Origin of the sequence: Xaviernesmea oryzae (assembly GCF_900109605.1) — a bacterium.
Classification (GTDB): Bacteria; Pseudomonadota; Alphaproteobacteria; order Rhizobiales; family Rhizobiaceae; genus Xaviernesmea; species Xaviernesmea oryzae.
In genome coordinates, this window is sequence record NZ_FOAM01000010.1 from 193,485 (window position 1) to 212,597 (window position 19,113).

Here is a 19,113-nt window from a genome sequence, read left to right on the forward strand (position 1 = left end):
GCAGGAGGCTTTTGAAAGGCCGGCTCGGCTCGCCGTGTCCTCGGCCACGTGCATGGTTTAGGCCGAAGACGCGCGGGCCGGATTGAGCTCGGCAGGTATTTTTAAAGGCGCGGCCTTGCGGCCGGTGCCGGCTCGCCTTCTCGGCTTCCGGCGCGTCACGAGCTGAGCATAGTTAGCTTGTGCTAACCTTGGAGATTTGCCCAGGAGCGACGGCCCGCAGCGCGCTCTACATCAGCCCATTTGATGGGGTGCATAAAGTTTATGCATTTGCCTTGTTGCGCTCAGCGCCTGTAGAAGGGCAGGGTCGCGCCGGACAAGGATGGTCCATGGCGCCCTTAGCCATGTCCAAGGTTATTCAGATGCACGCTCGGACCGGCGCAATGCCGCATGGCGGCACGCCCGACAATTCCTGGTTTACCCATTTTCGCGCAAGTCTCTTGCTCGGCTTGCCTTTCATCGGCGCGCAGGTGGCGCAGCTTGCGATCCACACCACCGATATCTTGATGATCGGCCGGCTCGGCACGGTCGAGCTCGCGGCCATGGTGCTGTCAGGGCAGGTGTTCTTCACCGTCTTCATCTTCGGCTCCGGCTTTGCCAATGCCGTCGTGCCCATGGTCGCCCAGGCCATGGGGCGTGGCGATGGCGTGTCGATTCGCCGCTCCGTGCGCATGGGGCTGTGGGTCGCGTTGATCTATGGCCTGATCACCGCACCGGTGCTCTGGCATGCGGAGCAGATCCTGCGCCTCATGGGCCAGCAGCCTGAGGTGGCGGCTCTGGTCGGCCGCTATATGCGCATCGCGCAATGGGGCATCTTTCCCGCCTTGGCCTTCATGGTGCTGCGCGCCTTCCTCAGCGCGCTGGAGCGGGCGGGCGTGATTCTCTACATCACGCTGGCCATCCTCGGGCTCAATGCCGTCATGTGCTATATCCTCATCTTCGGCCATCTCGGCTTGCCTGCGCTCGGCATGGAGGGGGCCGCCATCTCGGCGCTTGTCGTCAATTCGATGAGCCTCGTGCTGGCGATCCTCTATCTCCGGCGCCTGCCGGAAACGCGCGATGTGGCGCTGTTTACGCGCTTCTGGAGGCCCGACTGGAGCGCGTTCTTCGAGGTGGTCAAGCTCGGCCTGCCGATTGCCATCACCATTCTCGCCGAGGTCAGCCTGTTTACGGTCGCCTCGCTGCTGATGGGCATGATCGGCACGGCGGAGCTGGCCGCCCATGGCATCGCGCTACAATTCGCCTCGATCGCCTTCATGGTGCCGCTCGGTCTGTCGCAGGTGGCAACGGTGCGGATCGGGCTGGCGCATGGGCGCAGGGATGGGGAGGGCGTTACCCGCGCGGCCATCGCCGTTCTGGTGCTGGGCTGCCTTTGCGCGCTGGTGGGCAGCCTGGTCTTCGCGCTGTTTCCGGCGGAACTGGCTGCGCTCTATCTCGACACGGACAGGGCGGATGCCGCCGAGGTTCTGGCCCGTGCCGTGCCCTTCATCGTCGTTGCAGGCGCCTTTCAGCTGGTGGACGGTCTGCAGGCGCTGGCCTCCGGCATGCTGCGGGGCTTGAAGGACACGACGGTGCCGATGATCCTGGCGCTGATCTCCTATTGGGCGATCGGCTTTCTCTCGGCCTGGGCGCTGGCCTTTCCCCTCGGCTTTGGCGGCATCGGCGTCTGGTATGGCTTCCTGATCGGCCTGGCCGCCGCCGCCGTCTCGCTCAACTGGCGGGTCTACCGCTTCATCCGCCGCGAGCGGATCCTGCTCGGCTGAGACGATCCGTCATCGCAACAAAAATGCCGCCCTTTCGAGGCGGCATTTTTTTGTTCAGGGATGAGGGATCGGCTCAAGCCCGCTCGGGCAGCGCTTCCTCGCCCTTCTTCTCACGCAGGAGGTTGATGAAGCGGCGGAAGAGATAGTGGCTGTCCTGCGGACCGGGCGAGGCTTCCGGATGGTGCTGGACCGAGAAGACCGGCTTGTCCTTCATCCGCAACCCGCAATTGGAGCCGTCGAACAGCGAGACATGGGTCTCTTCCACGCCTTCGGGCAGTGAATCCGAGGCAACCGCGAAACCATGGTTCATCGAGACGATCTCGACCTTGCCGGTGGTGTGATCCTTGACCGGGTGGTTGCCGCCATGATGGCCCTGATGCATCTTCTCGGTCTTGGCGCCCAAGGCGAGGCCCAGCATCTGGTGCCCCAGGCAGATGCCGAAGATCGGCAGCTCGGTCTTGATCAGCTCCTGGATCACCGGAACGGCATAGTCCCCCGTTGCCGCCGGATCGCCGGGGCCGTTGGACAGGAACACGCCATCGGGCTGCAGCGCCAGAACGTCCTCGGCCTTGGCCGTTGCCGGCAGCACGGTGACCTTGCAGTCCAGCCCGGTGAACAGGCGCAGGATGTTGCGCTTCACGCCGTAATCCAGGCAGACGACATGATAGGCGGCCTCTTCGGGCTTCGCCTCATCGTAGCCCTCGTTCCAGACCCAGGGCGTCTGCGTCCATTGTGAGGACTGGCCTGACGTCGCTTCCTTGGCGAGATCGAGCCCTTCCAGCCCGCTCCAGCCGCGCGCGCGGGCCTTGAGTGCCTCGATGTCGAAATTGCCGTTCGGATCATGGGCGATCACCGCATTCGGCGCGCCATGCTCGCGGATCCAGGCGGTGAGCGCGCGGGTGTCGATGCCGGACAGGCCGATAATGCCGCGCGACTTCAGCCATTGGTCGAGATGCTGGGCGGAACGATAGTTGGACGGGTCGGTGATATCGGCCTTGAAGATGACACCCACCGCGCCGCGCCGGGCGGCGGGCGTCAGATCCTCGATATCCTCGTCATTGGCGCCGATATTGCCGATATGCGGGAAGGTGAAGGTGACGATCTGGCCGAGATAGGAGGGGTCGGTGAGGATCTCCTGATAGCCCGTCAGCGCGGTGTTGAAACAGACCTCGGCCTCGACCGCGCCGGTGGCACCCACGCCCTTGCCCTCGATCACGGTTCCATCCGAAAGCACCAGAAGGGCAGTCGGCGTCTCAGTCGTCCAGGGGCTCGTCGCGCTCATCGTCTTGATCATCCCGTTCCGGCGGGCGGCGGCGGGCTCCCTCATGAAGCCCTATCGCGCCTTGAAAAGCCCGCGCGCCAAGCGCCCCGAAGCGGCAGGAGGCTTGCGCTTCCGCAGGGTTTCGAGGCCTGTTCGGCAAATTTCGTGCAGGTGCCGGGCATAAACCCTGGGAAAAGACGGGTCAACCCCGACAGGATGCGCGGGCGCCGCTATCGACCAAATAGAGCCGCCCCGAGCCAGCCGAATACACGTGTTATCCTATGCCAGCCATGTCACGACATGCACAGAGGAAAAGCACTAGGCGAGGGCCCGACGGCATGCGCCGCCGCGACGGGCGCATGCGTTCCTTGCTTGCGCCGGTGAGACTGTTCCGATCCCAGGCAGAGTGCGGTATGTCCTCCGCGCCCGACAGCGCCGTCCGACTTGGGAAGGGCGCACCCTCAGCCTATATGACGGGGAGAGAGGCTTTGCCTTCGCGCTGGCGTTCCGGCTAAAGAGAAGGCAAGGCAGCGGCGTCCGCCGGACGCGCCAAGAGTGCGTGCCAGCAGGCCGCCCTTCCAGAACAGAACGGCTGCGCCGATGGGATTGACAAACCCGGCGGCGAACGGCCTTGCGAAAAGACGAAAGGATCATGACGATGCGTGACGCGATCAGCGAAGCCCTGAAGACGGCAATGAAGGCCAAGGATGCCAAGCGTGTCTCGACGCTGAGGCTGATCCAATCCGCGCTGAAGGACCGCGATATCGCCAATCGCGGCGTGGGCAATGGCGCGGCCAGCGACGAGGAGGTGCTGCAGATCCTCTCCAAGATGGTCAAGCAGCGCGAGGAATCCGCTCGCGTCTACGACGATGCCGGCCGCCCCGAACTCGCCTCCCAGGAACGCGAGGAAATCGCCATCATCAGCGAATTCCAGCCCGAGCAATTTTCTGAGGACAAGATCCGCGAGGTCGTCCAGACGGCGATCACCGACGCCGGTGCCGCGTCGCCGCGCGACATGGGCAAGGTCATGGCCCTGCTCAAAGAGCGCCACGCCGGCCAGATGGACTTTTCGAAGGCTTCAGGGGTGTTGAAGGAGCTGTTGAAGTAGGGGATATGAGGCGGCTGGCCTGGGGAGGGGCCAGAGCGTTTTTGCAAGGCCGGTGTTGAGTGCAATTCTCGATAATATGGTTAGCCAGTTTCTGGCTAGGTATATGTAATCGTGTCGTTTTGGTGGGCCCGGAGGCAACCGTGAAGCATTGAAATCATTGACCTTTTTGCCCCTGAATGCCTTCGATACCCCTCAGGATACCCCACCTATTTCACCACGGTGTTGGTATCTCTCCTTTGATCAGGCCATATGCCAAAGCGGCGACTAAGGCCGAGGTAAACGCAAGGCCCCATGATAGCGTAGTAGGCCATGCTCGCGCTATAGCGCTAGGCTTGCGCGGACTGAGATAGACTGCGGTATTCGGAATGAGCCTCTTGTGCAGCTGCACAATCACAGTGGCGATCGCTACCACGGCTGCCAAGAATGCGATTCGTCCCCAAAAGTCTAGGTCTGGGATTAGCGCCACGACGAACAGAAGCATGAGGCCATTCACGTTCAGGCCGAACTTCCGCACAGACGTTGCCAAAGGTTTCTCGAAACCCTTCATGTGAGCGAGCAGGGACTCTGCTTTCCCTGTAACCCAGCTTTCTTGAGCGCCCTGAACCCGAATTTGGTTTTCGCCATCGGCATTCAATTCGATCACGACCAGTTTGCTAACGCCAAAAAGATCGGGCTCTTGAATGAAAAGCCGCAGGTAGCGCTGCTCACCCAGCCGCTCGATGTCCGTCAGGAAATCCACGGCATACATATTCGTCTCGGTGCGCCGTTCCCGAAAGCTGACGGTGACAGTCTGATGGCCGAAGTCGCTCGCCATGAACTGAATGAGATGCTTCACGTCGTCGGCGTAGAGGCGCACAGCGCCTATTTCACGGACAGCCGTATGTAACCGCTCGGGGGACGGACCCTGTTTGGGCGGCGTTTGGTCTTGGTCATGCGGGTGAAGAATGAATGTGCCACCAGTTCCGAGCGTGGATGACCAGCGTCCTCGTATCTGGCCGTTCTCCGTCAAGGTTCCTGCAATTTCGACTTCGCCGAGTTCTATGCCGTCCGGGCCTTGCTTCGCCTGCCCACGAAGCGTGAGTGTCTTGCCGTCGAACTTGCCCGAAACATCGTAGAGCGCCAAACCGAACAGGTGATCCTGGATTCGGATCAGACCTTTGAGGCCGTCCTGCTCGCCCGAATCCAGTTCCACAAACACGTTGCCGGTGTTCGTGCCGTAAATGTTGCCTGCCCAAAGTCGACTCAATCCGTTCATGGCGTCTCCGTTTTGTTACGCAAGGTTACCAGAGACGCCGCGCTCGACGAAGATCAGGCTGCAAGAATACTGCGGATAAGCCGTTCAAATGGGCTCTGAATATTGTCGTTGTCTGGTACCGGCGCGATTGTCGCTGGTTGCGCAGCAGCAATGCGATCCTTGGCAATCTGGAAATAATTTTCATCTCGCTCAATGCCGATGAAGCGGCGACCTGTGTTGGCGCAAGCCACGCCGGTGGTGCCGGAGCCCATCGTAAAATCCAGAACCGTTTCGCCTTCGTTGGTGTAGATTCGGATCAGGTATTCCATCAGTGCGATTGGTTTTTGTGTTTTATGGAAACCGCCTTCTCGCTCGGCAGTCCTAAACTTTTGGACGCTCCTCGGGTAACGCTCCCCGTCACTTCTGACTTCCACCTGCGCAAACCTTTGTTGTAAGCAGCACCTTGAACCATGTTGGGAAAATATGGCGTCCGTGCCGGTGAGAAGACCAATATGCTCTCGTGCGCCCGAAGCGGCTGCAACTTTGCGTTTAAAAAAACCTGTGGCTTTACTCTTTTCCCAAATCCACTCGTATTTGAATTGACGAGGATTGCTCATCACAAGGGCGCTCGTAAAGGGCTGAGACGCAGTGAACACTGCCGCCCCATTTTGCTTGAGCACGCGCTTCACCTGCAACCACATCTCGTCAGACGGAATCACAGCGTCCCACTTGCAGGCGGTTGTGCCGTAGGGCGGATCGGTGAGCACCAGGTCGACAGAGCTGTCAGGGATTTCCTGCATCCGGTCTAAGCAGTCAACGAGAAGTAGCTGGGGCTTATACGCAAACTTGATTCTCTCAAAGTCGGTAATTTCTCTACAGTAGACAATGTTGAACAGAGAAAAGCAATTCAACGTCGTGTTGAATACTTCAATATGAATCGAACCCGCAATGTTTCGGACTCGAACCCACAACCGTCAGGAAGTTTTACCTAGCCTATACTCAGCGGTTATGCGAGTTTCATTTGCCGCGTAAGTGTATGATCCCACTTATAGATTCAGCCTGAGAAACGCTGCCGACGCGCCCAGAACTATACTTGCCTGGCGGACACCTGACGGTATCTTACCCCAAACCGAAAGGGTATTTTGCCCTCTGAATACCTCCAAAATGCCAGTTTGAGCACTTTTGTCGCGGACTAAGTCATTGATTTTATTGAGGTAAGAGACGTGTTGGTGGGCCCGGAGGGCCTGCCGAATTCCAAGAAAATCAGCAACTTAACCCTGTGTGGGACGAAGACCCCATTTTATAAAAATCAATGGTTTAGTAAAGCCGCCGTCCCACTTTTTCCGGCCGTTTCCGGCACTTCTTTCCCGGTCGTATTGCGACCAGGGAGGCGCGCATGAGTGGGACGCGGCCATTTCGGGACGTGAAGCTGCAATGGCTTCAGCAGTTGAGCTGCGACAGGGATTTGAGCGACAGCGCGCGGTCCGTGGCGCTCTACATCATCACCACGCATATGAACGGCCACACCGAAAAGGCGTGGCCGTCCTATCAAACGATTGCCGACGCGACCGGCAAGAGCGTCAAGACCATTCAGCGCGCCGTCCGTGAACTTGATGTCAAAGGATGGTTCGAGGTCGAGCGCGGAAATGGCGTCGGGCACAACACAGAATATCGTCCCTCAGCGGCATCGATTTTACGCGCATCGGAGGCTCGCGAAAAGACGGACAAAATTGTCACCCTTTACCCTGAAAAAGGCGGTCAAAATCGTCCGGAAAGGCGGTCAGATGTGTCCGGCGAAGGGGGACAAATATGTCCACCAAACTTAGAGAAAGAAAAAATATATAAACCTAACCCGCGCGAGGACGCCCCGCCGCGCGTCGAGACGCGGCGAGCCGTCCCGCTCGTTTTCGTGGCAGAGACCAAGGCGGATCAGGTCGAGCAATGGCGCTCCTGGTTGCGCCATCACGGCTTTCCCTCGATCAACGCCTTGGGCCTTCGAACGGTAAAAACCGGCAAGCCGGGGTATGCCTTGCCCGGCTACTGGCCACCGGACGAGGCAAGCCCAAGCGCGCTCGATTGGATCGCTTTCTTCAGCCGCCGCCGTGACCACATCGCCGATGAAACAGCCCGACAAACCGACCTTCGGAGGGCGTCATGACGGCTGGCGATTTGAAGGGAGCAAGGCGACCCCTGTCATACGGCGAGCCGTCCGACAGGGAGCCTTGTGAGGGGAGGCAGGCCTCCCCTTCAAACCCCACCAAGAGCACGCGGCGATCGCCCAAAGGCGAACTCAATGCCGTCGTGGTTTTCCGCTGCTCGGCATCGGAAAAGCAGGCGCTGACCGCCCGCGCAGCGAGGGCCGGTCTGCCCTTCGCCACGCTGATGCGGGAAGCGCTCGGCCTCACCGAGGCGCGCCGTCGCCGTCCGGTCCCCAGGGTGGACCCGGAGCTGGTGCGAGCCGTCGCGCAGATCGGCGGCAACCTCAACCAGATCGCCCGATGGCTGAACACGGCCCAGGCTCAGGGCCAGTTGCCCGCCATCGACGCTATCACGATTGCCGCGCGCCTGGTCGCCATCGAGCGGGCGCTATCGGAAACCCTAGAGCAGTTCACGGCGAAGGATGGCGCGCCGTGCTGATCAAGTTTTTCCGAAACGGCCAGGGCGGCGGATCGGGACCGGTTGACTACCTGGTCGAGCGCGACGTCGTCGCTTACGACCAGAACCGCAACGCGATCCGTGACGAGCGCGGCGAGATCATGCTGTTTGCCCGCGAGCCCCTGCCGGAAGTGCTGCGCGGCGATGCAGACCGCATGCGCGCGCTGATCGACGCCTGCCCGCACCAGTGGACCTATCGAGCCGGCGTCATTGCCTTCACCGCTGAAGACGCGCCGAACCCTGCCCAGCAACGGCGGGTGATGGACGCCTTCGAGAGCCTTGCCTTTGCCGGCCTCGAAGCCGACCAGCGCGATATGCTTTGGGTCCGCCACACCCACGAGGGCCGCGTCGAGCTGCATTTCGTGACGCCGCGCATGGAGCTTGCGAGCGGGCGCAGCCTCAACATCGCGCCGCCCGGCTACCAGAAGCACTATGACGCCTTGCGCGATGTTCTGAACAAGGAACACGGCTGGAACGACCCGATGGCGCCGGAGCGCGCCCGTGAGACCGTCAGCCTCATCGAGAGCGTCAGGCGTGGCGATGCCCGTGAGTTGATTCACGACTGGATCGTCCAGCGCATCGAGACCGGCGACATCCATGACCGTCCGAGCATGACCGAAGCCTTGACGGCGGCGGGTTTCGACCTGCCGCGCGCCGGCAAAAATTACATCACCGTGCGCGACCCAGAGACCGACGAGCGCTGGCGTTTGAAAGGAGACCTGTTCCGTGAAGACTGGACCCGAAAGAATACCCTTGAGCGAGCGCTTGAAAGATCGGCTGGCGAGCCCACCCGCACCGGAAGCCGGCTCGACGCCATCGCCCTCGACGAGCTTCGAGACCGATTGGAGCGAAGCCTTGAAGCGCGCGCAAGCTACAATCGAGACCGATATCCGCAGCTTCACGGCCGCGAACCGCCAGCACTTGAGCGAGGCACTGGCGACGACCGAGGCGGACGTGAACCGGCTCCGGTCGATGGTACAGCCGTACTTCCTGACCATGGGCGCGGTGGCGTTGCTGATCGTCCTTTTGAGCTTCACCGCGAGTTGGTTTTGGGCGGGGCTGATGATCGACCGAGCCCAGAGCGCCAGCCTCTGGCAAATGGGCTTGCAGATCAACCAGACCGGCAACGGCAAAGTCCTGACATGGGACGTCAACCGCCTTCAGCTGATCACCTGTCAGGCCGGGACCGCCAAAACCCCATGCCTGAAGATCGCCCAGGGAGATTGACCGATGACCGAGACCGCCAAACCACCGATGCCCGAGAGCCTTTCGCCGCTGGAGCGCGAATTGCTGGGTTACGTCGAGACGTTGATGAACACCTTGCAGAGCGGGACCGCGCAATTCGAGGCGCTGGAGAAACGCTCGACAGACATGATCGAAAGCCGGCAATGGGCTTTGGAAGGATCGCTGAAATCGCTCATCGCGTCACAGGCTACCTTCATGAACGCCTGGCTCGCCTCCGGCAATCCTTCCAGCGACACGGCCTCGACCGAGCTGACGGAAGCGTTCGCCCTGCTGGAGCAAGCCGAAGCGATGCTGGAGGCGGTCGCGCCGCCAACGTGACAGCCCGACCGCCTGCGCCAAGTCGCGGCCGCAACTGATCCTCATTTCCGTCCGGAGTTTCGAGCCATGAATTTGATTATTCAGCCCTATCGCTATGCCCTTTCCATTGCCGTCGTGGCGGCCGGTTTCCTGCTGATGGAGACAGCGCCGTTGTTCTGGCAACCCATCTACCAAAACGCGCGCGCCGCGATCCTAGTCATGTTTTGCGGGTTTGCGCTGCTGACCTTGGTGGGAGACACCCAGGGCCGCATCCGCAGCGCGTCGGGCCTAGCTGTGGGGGCTGCCCTCCTTGCCGCGTCTGCTCTCGCCCTTACCGACCCGACCATTGCGGCAGGCGTCCTGCTCGACAGCTTCAAGGCTTGGCGAAATGCCGGTTATTCCGGAATCGAGAGCATCCGAGGCATGGTTTCGACATGGGACAGCTTCACAGAGGCGCAGAAACTTGGTGTGCAAACCAGCCTCGCCATCGGCCTGCCTGTGCCGCTGTTCCTCATTCTGCGAGCGATCTCGATAGCCGTCCCCGCTTCGTCAAGCCGAATTTCCAAACAAGGCCCATGGCGCGCCCGATGGATGAATCGCCAGGAGTTGCGCCAGCTCCGGCACAACGACAGCGGCCTGCCGCTCGGTCTCTCCGGCGGCGCAATGCTGCGCTACCGCCCCAACCCTAAAACCGGATGGCGTGCCGGCCATCATGTCGCCATCGCCGGGACCCGCGCCGGGAAAGGCGTGTCCGTCGTCATTCCCGCCATCATCGACCATGACGGGCCGGTCGCCGTCCTCGACATCAAGGGCGAAACTTCGCCGTAACGCGCCGCTATCGCCGATCGCTCGGGCGCCAGGTTGTGGTTCTCAATCCCTTCGGCGTCATCGAGCCGTTGAAGGATCGTCTCAATCCCCTCGACTATATCCGGCAAGCGCACCTGGTCCGCGATATCGAGGTCATTGCCGAGGGTCTTGTTCGGCCGGAAAGCGGAAACGGCGCGCACTTTGCCGAAATGGCGAAATCCATGATTGCGGCCGTGATCGAGGTCATCATGACCAGGCGCGCCGAAGCCGATCGCAACCTGATCACCGTCATGGACCTGCTGTTTTCCGCCGGCTTTGAAAAGACACTGACGGAATGGGCCGGTGCGCCGGAGACATTCGGCACCCGTCCGGCCGCAGCCGCCGCCACCTTCCTCGCAGCCGGCGAAAACGAGCGCGGTGCGATCAAGACGACGATCAAGAAGGCATTCGATTGGGCACGCTCCGACGAACTGCGTAGTTTTCTCAGCACCTCCACATGCTCGCTCGAAAACCTGTTCGAGGGCCGTGCCGACCTCTTCATGGTCGTGCCGCTCGACCAGGTTGACGCCCAGGCGGTCTTTCTCCGGCTGCTGACGAACATCATTCTCGGCATGGCCGTGCGCCTGGAGGGTGCCAAGAAGCCGAAAAAGAACGTGCTCTTGGTGCTGGACGAGTTTGTCCGTCTCGGCCGGATGGAAAAGCTGATCAACATCGCCAACGTCGCCGCCGGCTGCGGCATCGAGGCGCTGTTCATTACCCAGGACAAGGGGCAAATCGAAAGCGTCTATGGCAAGGGCGACACCGCCAGCATTGTCGGCTCTTGCGTCACCACCCGCATTTTCGGTCTCGGCCGCGCCGAATTCGAAACCGCTAACTGGGCCGCGAACGCCCTTGGTGATCAGACGGTGCTGACCCGTAGCAAGCAATCCGCCGCGAAATTCGGCGAGAGCCGCAAGACCTCAATTGCTGAGCAGCGCCAGAAACTCATGACCGCAGATCAGATACTGGAAATGAAGACCGGCAAAATGCTGTTGCTGGCGGGCTCGAAACCTCCTGCGTTGGTTGACGCGATCGTCTCGCACAGGCATCCGGCATATCGGGGGAAGCTGGATCGGAACCCGATGGTCCTGTGAAAGGGGCCATCGATCGTCTCAGCTGCCGTCATACCAAAGAAGGCAGCACGAGATAGTGTCGGAGTGCGTGGAGGGTTGCAACCAAATCATCCAAGCTCGCCAAGTCAGCATGGGTTTGACAAAACCTTACTAATCGGCTTTTTCCATCACGGGTCAATTCCCGATGCGTGCGGTCGGACATGACATGTTCTCGGATCAACGCTGTAGGATTCTCATGTAGGAAAAGCTCCATTAGCGCCGAGCCAATCAGGTCTTCCAGCTCCCAATTGAGACCCTTGTATGCCTCATTGCGCTCCTCGAAGCTCCGTTTCAGAGCTAATGGATCTAAGCTTCCTCCAATCGGCATTGTCGGCCGGAGTCGGAAGACATCTCGATACTCGATGATACTGGCATCAACGCTTCGGGCACCATTTACCGCCTTCTGTCCAGCGACATCATTGTCAAACAACCCGATCACTCGATAGACCGGCCGACCGGCTGGTGAGAGGTAGGCGCGAGAAAGATTGCGCATGGTGACGAGCTCGCGGACCACGCCATGTGTCCCCCCTCGATCGCCCTCGCCAGCGGCGAGGACCGCAAGATCACCAAGCAGATCCTTGCCAGTTGAACGATGAAACAGTCTGGCTGCTAAGCCGAACAATGCGACGTCGGATGTCCCTTCGACGAGAATCGTCCTCGGCTTCAAACCCCAGCCCTGAGAAAGCGCATAGCGCGCTACAAAATCTGGCTCCGCTGTCATTATTAGTGCGGCCGTGCGGTTACAGGACGCAGAAAGGCGCCGTTGTGTCCAAATGAAACGTGTGCAGCGAACACCATTCCAGGAGTGTGCTCACGCACCCCAAACTCCTGCGGACGATAGGGTACATCGAAGCGCGCAAACTCTCGAACGCGAGCCATGGCACGATGACCGTGATCGTAAGCCGCAACGGCGTTTACAACACGGGGCCGATGGTCGCCAGGCTGCAAAAGCCAGCGCAGCCGCTCTGGAACTTGACCGAAGATGTCCGTTTCGCGCCAAAGCTTTCTGAGGGCGCGAAACTGGCGATCGGCCTCATCAGTCCGCATGAGCTGAAACAGAAGCAACGCATATTCCAGCCTCAACTGCGGAGACAGCCGGTAGTCGCTGGCAATCAGCTGATCCAACACCTCTGCCTGGCGCACGAAATCAAATGGTGCAATCGCCACAAGGACAAGGTACTTGAACCTAAGAACCTGTGGGTTCCCAGCGCCCGCAGGATGGTTCAACTCCGCTAAGACTGCGTCGAGTATGTCGCGAGGAACCTCCTCAAGCGATGATGGTGCCCGCCCTCCGAGCGGCGCTGCAAGCGCGATCCATGCACGAACAAGAACGTCCGCAGGCCCATCGGGTTCGCCCTGTCGCTTGGTAACGGCACTGCCAGCGAGAAGGATGCCTACGACACGGTCCGCCAAAACTGTCAGTGCGTGACGCCGGAGTTCATTCTGGTCGTTCCGGATGGCCGCGTACACGATCTCCAGTGCCTCAATGCAGTAGGCGGCAGCACCATCGCCCGCCCCCTCCGCCGACGCGATAAGGCTCTTGACGTGCGTCTCGATAACATACGGGCTTGAAGGGCTCTCCTCGTACGCATGTCGAGTTGCTTCCGCCGCCAACCGCCTCAGATTCGCCAGCTCCTCTGGAGACGCGCCTTGCTTTGCTCGCACGCGAGCCAGGTCGAAATAGGCATTGGCGAGCGAATTGTAGAGATTAACGTCGGGCTCCTCGTCCTGAGAGCGGTCGATCGACTGTAGCGCGTAAACAATGTCATCCACCGCGCGTTCGAGCAACGAAACGCGATCCGCGTCGGAAACACCGTACGCGGCCGCATCGAGCCACGCTATACGGCGCCTGGAGATCGCTGTATGATGGCGAAAAACGCGGCTGCCGTTGCGAAGAGCCTGCGGCATGTGGTCGAGCGCGGCGAGCACCTCGCGCCATATATGTACCCAACTTCCGCGTCCATGGTCTGGATCGACCTTGAAAACTGTGGTCGCAAACTCCTCACCGTACCTAATCCCGTCGATCTCGCCGAGTGACGGCTTGCTGGAAATCTCTCGCAAGATCAGGAACCGTAAATGCTCTGCATCAGTTGCTTCGCCGAGCCCCAGCGCGGTACGCGCGCTTTGATCGTAAAAAACGGCATTGATGAGCAGCCTACCGAGTATATCGTGGGCCAGTGCCCAGTACTTATTGCTACCGTCAGAAAGGCGAACGAGTCCAAGAGGTGAAAGGCTTGACCGGTGGTCGTCAAGGAGAAGTGTAAGTGGCCAACCGTCTGCGCTTTGCTCAAGTAGTGTCTCGGGCATCGGCAGCCGCTCCGAGCTTAACGCTGCTATTTGGAGGACAGCCTTCTTCAGATCGTGCGTATCGACCCGTTCTTTGAAGGCCCGATAAACCCACTCCTGAATGGATTCCGTGAGATCGTATTGCGTCTGAAGCCAGAAGCTTAGCGTGATCCAGAACGCTGCCAGTCCATCGAGCAGACGCACGGAATGCGCTTCCTGGAAGTTGCGCCATTGCCAATCAGGTCGCTCCTTGCCGTAATGGCGAAGGAAACGGTTCAGATGCCGCCCAAGTTCGATGGCTTCATCTTGGTCGAGCATGTGGTGGAGCTCGGAGAGTAAATTAAACCGAGAGGTGTCATAATAGCCTGCTTCTCGGATTGGTCCAGAAACGACTAGGATGCAAACCGGTCGTCCGGCTCTTTCAATCTGCTGAAGAAATCGACGGAGTTCGGCGTCTCTGGACTCCCAGTGGATGCGATCGAAGACGATCAGCCAGGGCGTCTCGTACATGCGCCTCTCGCCATCGTTATCTTGCGCCTCAACGGACTTATTTTTGTTGCGTCCATCTTCTGCGCGCTGCTTCGCCCGGGTGAGAAAGTTGATTACCGAAAGCGAGTCTGGCGCGAACGGCAGCTCCTTTGCAACTAGGGTAGGATACCCGGAGCGGGCTGCACTGAACGCGAGGTGACGGGCAAGCGTAGTCCCGCCGGCGCCCGGTTCTGACAATATATATGTGACGCAATTCTCTGAGGGGCCTACCGCGTCCAAACGACAGAGCTGATCTCTTAGCCCTTGCCACGCCTCGTCGCTTCGTATCCAAGGTAGGCCAGCCGAGAAAGCACGCCAGTCCCGAGCTTCCCCCCGAAAGAAGGCGTTGAATGCATCTTCAGAGAGGTCAGTTGGATCGGTGACGCCAAGATCGCGACCGAGAATTACATCATAATTGCCCAACAGCGGACGTTCGGGATCATCAACACCAGCGAGGTCCAACTCACCGATCGCATCGGTTTCGTCGCGTAGACGGATCGTAAGCCGCTCGTCACGATAGGCTGCGTTGAAGGCGTCGACGAGCGACGTAGCAAACGCAATGATGGGCATCAAAACGACCGAAGGCGTTGGTCCTGAGCCGCTTCTCTCTAGCCAAGCACCCAACTGTTCCGGAGCCCCGGGCCCCGAGTCGACGAGAGTGAGACGCGTTCTGAAACCGGTTGCCCACAACTCCCCTACGCCGGGCGGCGGTTCTCCACCTCCACTGGAGATCACGATCAATTGTCTGATGCTGGAACGGCGTAACTCTTCTAGCATCGTCATGCGCCGAAGCTGCTGCTCAAACGGCGATCCCCGGCTGTCTCTTCCACTGAGAAGGAAGATTGGTAGCGATCGCGGAGGCAGATCGATGCGCGAAGGGTCGCTGTCCACGACGTGCAGGAACCCACGCCGGCCGACGTACGGATCGTCTTCCATGTTCTCGAGTTCGGCCACCAAAATCGGGTCCGACTCCTCAAGGTAGACATGCTTCCAAGGAAGCCTGAGCATGCGCGCTATTTCACGTCGCTCCGCGTCGCCGGTCGCAACGCCGCGAATCCAAACCGAGACTTCGCGGTCCGCCAACCCTGCGATCAGCCCGTCAGGCACATAATCAATTGTAGGAATTATTGGCACAGGGAGGCTCCAAATGTCTTGCATCGATCCGATGCAACTATGCGCGAATACATACACTTGTGTAGAGTTATATTGGGCGTCACACTTGGGCAAGCTTACCGAAGCGCTTGGTCTGGATTCGCGCATGCAGCGACGATTCTGATCAGCGCAACTATACCATCTATTCGTATTTGGCCTCGCTGTTGAATAATTTCACGGCCGCGCGGGTTGACGCCGTCAGTTCCAATCGGGCCGCACCAGCATATATTGGCTGTAAAGGCGGCATTGTCGCTCAGTGTGGAAGCTGAGTTATTTTAAGAAAGCCGGGTCAGACTGCAATCTCGTTCAGTTAGCCGTTAGCTGCAAATCCAAAGGTATCGGTTAGCCCCTCATCAATTTACCGATCGGGAAATTTATCTGCACGAGCGTCATTCGGCGGCATCATTTTCCCGATCGGGAAAATTCCTATCGACAAGACACCAACTACGCTGCTATTTTCCCGATCGGGAAAAGAGCAATGGCGAAACGCATCAAAACTCCAGCCGATATCGGCACCCTGGTCCGTATCGCACGCAAGGAGCAAAACTTGCGGCAGGACGAACTTGCTGGCGTTTCTGGGGTCGGCCTCCGCTTCATTGTCGATCTCGAAGCCGGAAAGCCGACAGCTCAGATAGGAAAAGTGTTGCAGGTTCTGCAAACGCTCGGCTGTTCCGTTGATATTCTGACACCTGGTGAACGTAGAAAATGACGGTAAGGGTTCTCAACGTCTGGTGGGATGGTCGTATTGTCGGGCAATTCACCCAGGATAGGCACGGTGATATTGGCTTTGCCTACTCCGAAGCTTGGCTTCGTGACGAAAATACTCTTCCGCTGTCTGCCTCGCTCCCGAAGCGCCAAGAGCGTTTTTCCCGTCGTGAATGCCGACCATTTTTCGGAGGCCTGTTGCCCGAGGAAAGCCAGCGTCTTGTTGCGGCGCAGGCATTGGGCGTTTCACCTGCGAACGACTTCGCGCTTCTTGATCGCTTAGGCGGTGACGTTGCCGGCGCACTTCAGCTTTTGCCGGAAGATCAGAAACCCACAGAAGCGGGACCGATTGCGGATCAGCAACCAGCACCTCTGGATGAGGCCGGAATCGTTCGGATACTGGACGCACTTCCGACCCGGCCGCTATTGGCCGGCCAAGAGGGCTTGAGGCTATCGCTGGCTGGCGCGCAATCCAAGGTGCCGCTTGTTCTAATCGACGGTCAGATCGCACTTCCGGTTCTCGGCCAGGCGACTACCCACATACTTAAGCCGCCGATCGCACGCTTCCCAGGGACAACCGAAAACGAAGCCTTCGTCATGAGGCTCGCTGCAGCAGTTGGCCTCGACATTGCCCCCGTCGAACCGTGGTCCGCGAATGGTCGCCCTTTTCTTTTGATCGAGCGATACGATCGCTACCGCGATGCCGACGGCGTGGTTCGCCGCATACATCAGGAAGACTTTTGCCAAGCACTTGGTGTGCCGCCTGAAACGAAGTATGCAAGCGAGGGCGGACCGACATTCAAGGACTGCTTCGAGCTATTGCGGCGGGTGTCTGAACGGCCGGGCACGGACATCGCGAAGTTACTGGACGCAGCAATCTTTAATCTCATAGTTGGAAATGCTGACGCCCACGGCAAGAATTTTTCGATTCTGTATGACGACCAAGGGCCCCGAATGGCTCCTTTGTACGACCTGCTTTCAACCGTGGCCTATCCAGACCTCTCACCGAAAATGGCTATGCGGATCGGGAGACGTGCGACCCTTGCCGAAATGGACGCCGACGGTTGGAAGGCTTTTTCGAAAGATACCGGTGTTGGCTTACCGTTGGTGCGCCGCCGAGTTGCTGAGCTGACGGATGCCACCTGTGGAACGATAGCCCAAGTGCGCGAATCGCTATCTCCAAGCGCCGTTGACCCGGTTACGATCAATCAGGTCTCGACCTTGATCGCGAGCCGCGCGCAGTTGGTAGGATCGTCACTTTAGCGAAAATAAAAACGATCCGCCAAGCTGGTGTTTCACCCGCCCACCCCAAATTCCGTGATCAGAAAATCGACCGTCGCCTGATCGCGCAGCTTGCAGACGATGTTCTGATTGGCGAAGGCTCCCTTGAACCACTTGGCTTGTGATGGCTCCACCGTCTTGCGCCATTCAACACCGACGACATATTCCGCGCGGTCAGCAGGTTCGCCGGGACGCTTCATTCGTGGCTCGGCGAGTGCTTGCTCAAAGAGGAGGCCATCGGGCGTCATAAAGTCCGAGGCGAGCTGCGCTTCGCTCGTCACCACGCCGTAACCGATATAGCCCTTGCCCTTGTCGTAGACGAATATCTCGTCGCCGACGGCGAGCTGCTCCAGGCGCTTGGTGTAGAATTCGCCGCCGCCGGCACTCACGAAGCCGTAGCGCTTCATGTCCGTCCAGGAGCGATGTTCGCCAAGACCGGCATTGACGAAATAATAGCCGGACCAAGGCGGGCGAACCTTGCGCTCTGAGCGCTCTTCCACCTCTTCCTGATCGAGAAGGAAATCGGTTGTCAGCCATTCCTGGCCATTGGCCTCAAAGACGTTGAAAAAGACTGTGTTGATGGCGACGCCATGCTCTTCCGACAGATATTCGACGATCCGCCGCGATGCCGGATCGAGTTCACTTGCCACGATCAGCATGGAGTGGCTGCCGTTGAGCTGCTCCGGAATGGCTTCGCCAAATTTCTCGCGAAAGGCGGTGACCAGGCGTGTCTGGAGGTATCTTTCCGCACGCTCATAAATCTGCGGTGTCGTCAGCGTGCGCACCCACGAGGCGTAGTCAAGCACCTGCGCCACGATCTCTCGCGGCGTGCGGTCCTTTTTCAGTTCGATGATAATAAGCGCGCCCGAAGCGTCCAGCGCCAGAAGGTCGATGAATTTGCCGTGGTCGGTCGGCACCTGACGGCCGATGACGAGGGCATCCAGGCCCAGCAGCGACGGATCAGCCGCCACCCAATCCTCGATGAGGCTTTCCTTCATTAAGGCGCGGCGCGTTGCTGGCTGCAGTTTGCCGTCAACGATCGAGTAAAGCGAGCTCATGCACAATAACCAACTTCGTTCATCCTCATGAAAGTACCGTGGAAATGTCACGCTTGCGTTCTACTGCTTGTAGGAGCTTCCTTACGTCCTCAGCAATTTTGTCTGCCAAACTGGCAACGCCGACATCTTGAGAACCATTTCCGAGATCTGCTGCGGCGGCGAGCAGTTCAGTTGCCTTGGTTCGAATTAAATGCGTTTCAATTATTTCGTCTTGAATTTCAGGTTTAGGTCCTGTTGACAGAGTATGGCAGCCATATCTTAGCGGCAGCCAGGGCGAGAAATGCTGAGAAGGATTTTCGGGTCTTGTCGTATCGGGTCGCAACGCGACGGAACTGCTTGAGGCGGTTGAACATCCGCTCAATGCGGTTTCGATCCTTGTATGCCCGGAAGTCACAGGCAGGCGGGTTCTTACGGTTGGCCTTCGGCGGAATGACTGGCCTGATCCCATGGATCAGGAGTTCCTCGCGCAGGAAATCACCGTCATATCCTTTGTCGGCGAGGAACAGTCTCGGCTTGCCGACAGGTATCGCCAGCAGGTCCGGAACGGCGTTGTAATCCGAAGCCTCTCCGCCCGTCAGGACGAAG

The 19,113-nt window shown here is 59.3% G+C and carries 16 protein-coding genes and 1 pseudogene; 9 read left to right on the top strand and 8 right to left on the bottom strand.

Features of this window, described 5'->3' with window-relative positions; genetic code table 11:
• The first annotated feature begins 359 nt into the window (after nt 1-359).
• A complete protein-coding gene (locus BMX61_RS14385) occupies nt 360-1,760 on the top strand; it encodes an MATE family efflux transporter (RefSeq protein WP_075628317.1) in 1,401 nt (466 codons plus the stop codon).
• A gap of 73 nt (nt 1,761-1,833) precedes the next feature.
• Here the strand turns inward: BMX61_RS14385 and carA are convergent, their stop codons facing one another.
• Nucleotides 1,834-3,042, bottom strand: coding sequence for a glutamine-hydrolyzing carbamoyl-phosphate synthase small subunit (gene carA, locus BMX61_RS14390; protein WP_075628316.1), 1,209 nt, complete (start codon nt 3,040-3,042; stop codon nt 1,834-1,836).
• A 637-nt stretch (nt 3,043-3,679) separates the two neighbouring features.
• Here carA and BMX61_RS14395 point away from each other — a divergent pair.
• On the top strand, nt 3,680-4,129 hold the full coding sequence (locus BMX61_RS14395; RefSeq protein ID WP_075628315.1) for a GatB/YqeY domain-containing protein: 450 nt from the start codon (nt 3,680-3,682) through the stop codon (nt 4,127-4,129).
• 211 nt (nt 4,130-4,340) lie between these two features.
• Here BMX61_RS14395 and BMX61_RS14400 read toward each other — a convergent pair whose 3' ends face one another.
• Complete coding sequence (locus BMX61_RS14400) at nt 4,341-5,384, bottom strand: hypothetical protein (protein ID WP_075628182.1); 1,044 nt, start codon at nt 5,382-5,384, stop codon at nt 4,341-4,343.
• Nucleotides 5,385-5,437: 53 nt separating this feature from the next.
• Nucleotides 5,438-6,163, bottom strand: coding sequence for a DNA-methyltransferase (locus BMX61_RS14405; protein ID WP_139198931.1), 726 nt, complete (start codon nt 6,161-6,163; stop codon nt 5,438-5,440).
• A 596-nt stretch (nt 6,164-6,759) separates the two neighbouring features.
• Here BMX61_RS14405 and BMX61_RS14410 point away from each other — a divergent pair.
• Together BMX61_RS14410 and BMX61_RS25060 are read left to right on the top strand one after the other, a co-directional pair.
• Nucleotides 6,760-7,521: a helix-turn-helix domain-containing protein gene (locus tag BMX61_RS14410; RefSeq protein ID WP_075628180.1), complete on the top strand. Its 762-nt coding sequence runs from the start codon at nt 6,760-6,762 to the stop codon at nt 7,519-7,521.
• Complete coding sequence (locus BMX61_RS25060; protein ID WP_234794689.1) at nt 7,518-8,000, top strand: plasmid mobilization protein; 483 nt, start codon at nt 7,518-7,520, stop codon at nt 7,998-8,000. The genes BMX61_RS14410 and BMX61_RS25060 overlap by 4 nt, the downstream gene beginning before the upstream one ends.
• Here the strand turns inward: BMX61_RS25060 and BMX61_RS25440 are convergent.
• Nucleotides 7,883-8,617: a hypothetical protein gene (locus tag BMX61_RS25440; RefSeq protein WP_407703772.1), complete on the bottom strand. Its 735-nt coding sequence runs from the start codon at nt 8,615-8,617 to the stop codon at nt 7,883-7,885. The genes BMX61_RS25060 and BMX61_RS25440 overlap by 118 nt on opposite strands.
• A gap of 154 nt (nt 8,618-8,771) precedes the next feature.
• On the opposite strand from BMX61_RS25440, the gene BMX61_RS25070 reads away from it, so the two are divergent.
• From BMX61_RS25070 to BMX61_RS14425, 3 genes and pseudogenes are all read left to right on the top strand, one after another.
• Nucleotides 8,772-9,245 carry a hypothetical protein gene (locus BMX61_RS25070; RefSeq protein ID WP_234794693.1) on the top strand — a complete coding sequence of 158 codons (474 nt, stop codon included), beginning with the start codon at nt 8,772-8,774 and terminating at the stop codon, nt 9,243-9,245.
• 3 nt (nt 9,246-9,248) lie between these two features.
• A complete protein-coding gene (locus tag BMX61_RS25075) occupies nt 9,249-9,581 on the top strand; it encodes a hypothetical protein (protein ID WP_234794694.1) in 333 nt (110 codons plus the stop codon).
• Between the two features lie 642 nt (nt 9,582-10,223).
• A pseudogene (locus tag BMX61_RS14425) lies at nt 10,224-11,500 on the top strand (type IV secretory system conjugative DNA transfer family protein).
• A 28-nt stretch (nt 11,501-11,528) separates the two neighbouring features.
• Here BMX61_RS14425 and BMX61_RS14430 read toward each other — a convergent pair.
• Nucleotides 11,529-12,239, bottom strand: a complete 711-nt coding sequence (locus tag BMX61_RS14430) for a hypothetical protein (protein ID WP_018095597.1) — start codon at nt 12,237-12,239, stop codon at nt 11,529-11,531.
• A gap of 2 nt (nt 12,240-12,241) precedes the next feature.
• A complete protein-coding gene (locus BMX61_RS14435; RefSeq protein ID WP_456119708.1) occupies nt 12,242-15,592 on the bottom strand; it encodes a hypothetical protein in 3,351 nt (1,116 codons plus the stop codon).
• Between the two features lie 370 nt (nt 15,593-15,962).
• On the opposite strand from BMX61_RS14435, the gene BMX61_RS14440 reads away from it, so the two are divergent.
• Together BMX61_RS14440 and BMX61_RS14445 are read left to right on the top strand one after the other, a co-directional pair.
• Entirely contained in the window at nt 15,963-16,193 is a 231-nt protein-coding gene (locus BMX61_RS14440) for a type II toxin-antitoxin system Y4mF family antitoxin (protein WP_075628177.1), read from the top strand.
• Nucleotides 16,190-17,452 carry a type II toxin-antitoxin system HipA family toxin gene (locus BMX61_RS14445; RefSeq protein ID WP_075628176.1) on the top strand — a complete coding sequence of 421 codons (1,263 nt, stop codon included), beginning with the start codon at nt 16,190-16,192 and terminating at the stop codon, nt 17,450-17,452. Before BMX61_RS14440 ends, BMX61_RS14445 begins: the two co-directional genes overlap by 4 nt.
• Before the next feature lie 32 nt (nt 17,453-17,484).
• Here the strand turns inward: BMX61_RS14445 and BMX61_RS14450 are convergent, their stop codons facing one another.
• Both BMX61_RS14450 and BMX61_RS14455 read right to left on the bottom strand, forming a co-directional pair.
• The gene (locus tag BMX61_RS14450) at nt 17,485-18,579 is read right to left on the bottom strand and encodes a PDDEXK family nuclease (protein WP_234794690.1); all 1,095 of its coding nucleotides are present in this window, start codon (nt 18,577-18,579) and stop codon (nt 17,485-17,487) included.
• Nucleotides 18,580-18,752: 173 nt separating this feature from the next.
• Nucleotides 18,753-19,113, bottom strand: a 361-nt coding sequence (locus BMX61_RS14455) for an IS5 family transposase (protein WP_139198933.1), incomplete at its 5' end; no start/stop codon positions are given.

What these genes read in the sequence shown, in the direction of transcription:
- carA (WP_075628316.1), bottom strand. Translation starts at nt 3,042, where the DNA reads ATGAGCGCGACGAGCCCCTGGACGACTGAGACGCCGACTGCCCTTCTG.
- BMX61_RS25440 (WP_407703772.1), bottom strand. Translation starts at nt 8,617, where the DNA reads ATGGATGTCGCCGGTCTCGATGCGCTGGACGATCCAGTCGTGAATCAA.
- BMX61_RS14435 (WP_456119708.1), bottom strand. Translation starts at nt 15,592, where the DNA reads ATGCGCGAATCCAGACCAAGCGCTTCGGTAAGCTTGCCCAAGTGTGAC.
- BMX61_RS14385 (WP_075628317.1), top strand. Translation starts at nt 360, where the DNA reads ATGCACGCTCGGACCGGCGCAATGCCGCATGGCGGCACGCCCGACAAT.
- BMX61_RS14430 (WP_018095597.1), bottom strand. Translation starts at nt 12,239, where the DNA reads ATGACAGCGGAGCCAGATTTTGTAGCGCGCTATGCGCTTTCTCAGGGC.
- BMX61_RS25060 (WP_234794689.1), top strand. Translation starts at nt 7,518, where the DNA reads ATGACGGCTGGCGATTTGAAGGGAGCAAGGCGACCCCTGTCATACGGC.
- BMX61_RS14400 (WP_075628182.1), bottom strand. Translation starts at nt 5,384, where the DNA reads ATGAACGGATTGAGTCGACTTTGGGCAGGCAACATTTACGGCACGAAC.
- BMX61_RS14395 (WP_075628315.1), top strand. Translation starts at nt 3,680, where the DNA reads ATGCGTGACGCGATCAGCGAAGCCCTGAAGACGGCAATGAAGGCCAAG.
- BMX61_RS14405 (WP_139198931.1), bottom strand. Translation starts at nt 6,163, where the DNA reads ATGCAGGAAATCCCTGACAGCTCTGTCGACCTGGTGCTCACCGATCCG.
- BMX61_RS25075 (WP_234794694.1), top strand. Translation starts at nt 9,249, where the DNA reads ATGACCGAGACCGCCAAACCACCGATGCCCGAGAGCCTTTCGCCGCTG.
- BMX61_RS14410 (WP_075628180.1), top strand. Translation starts at nt 6,760, where the DNA reads ATGAGTGGGACGCGGCCATTTCGGGACGTGAAGCTGCAATGGCTTCAG.
- BMX61_RS14445 (WP_075628176.1), top strand. Translation starts at nt 16,190, where the DNA reads ATGACGGTAAGGGTTCTCAACGTCTGGTGGGATGGTCGTATTGTCGGG.
- BMX61_RS14440 (WP_075628177.1), top strand. Translation starts at nt 15,963, where the DNA reads ATGGCGAAACGCATCAAAACTCCAGCCGATATCGGCACCCTGGTCCGT.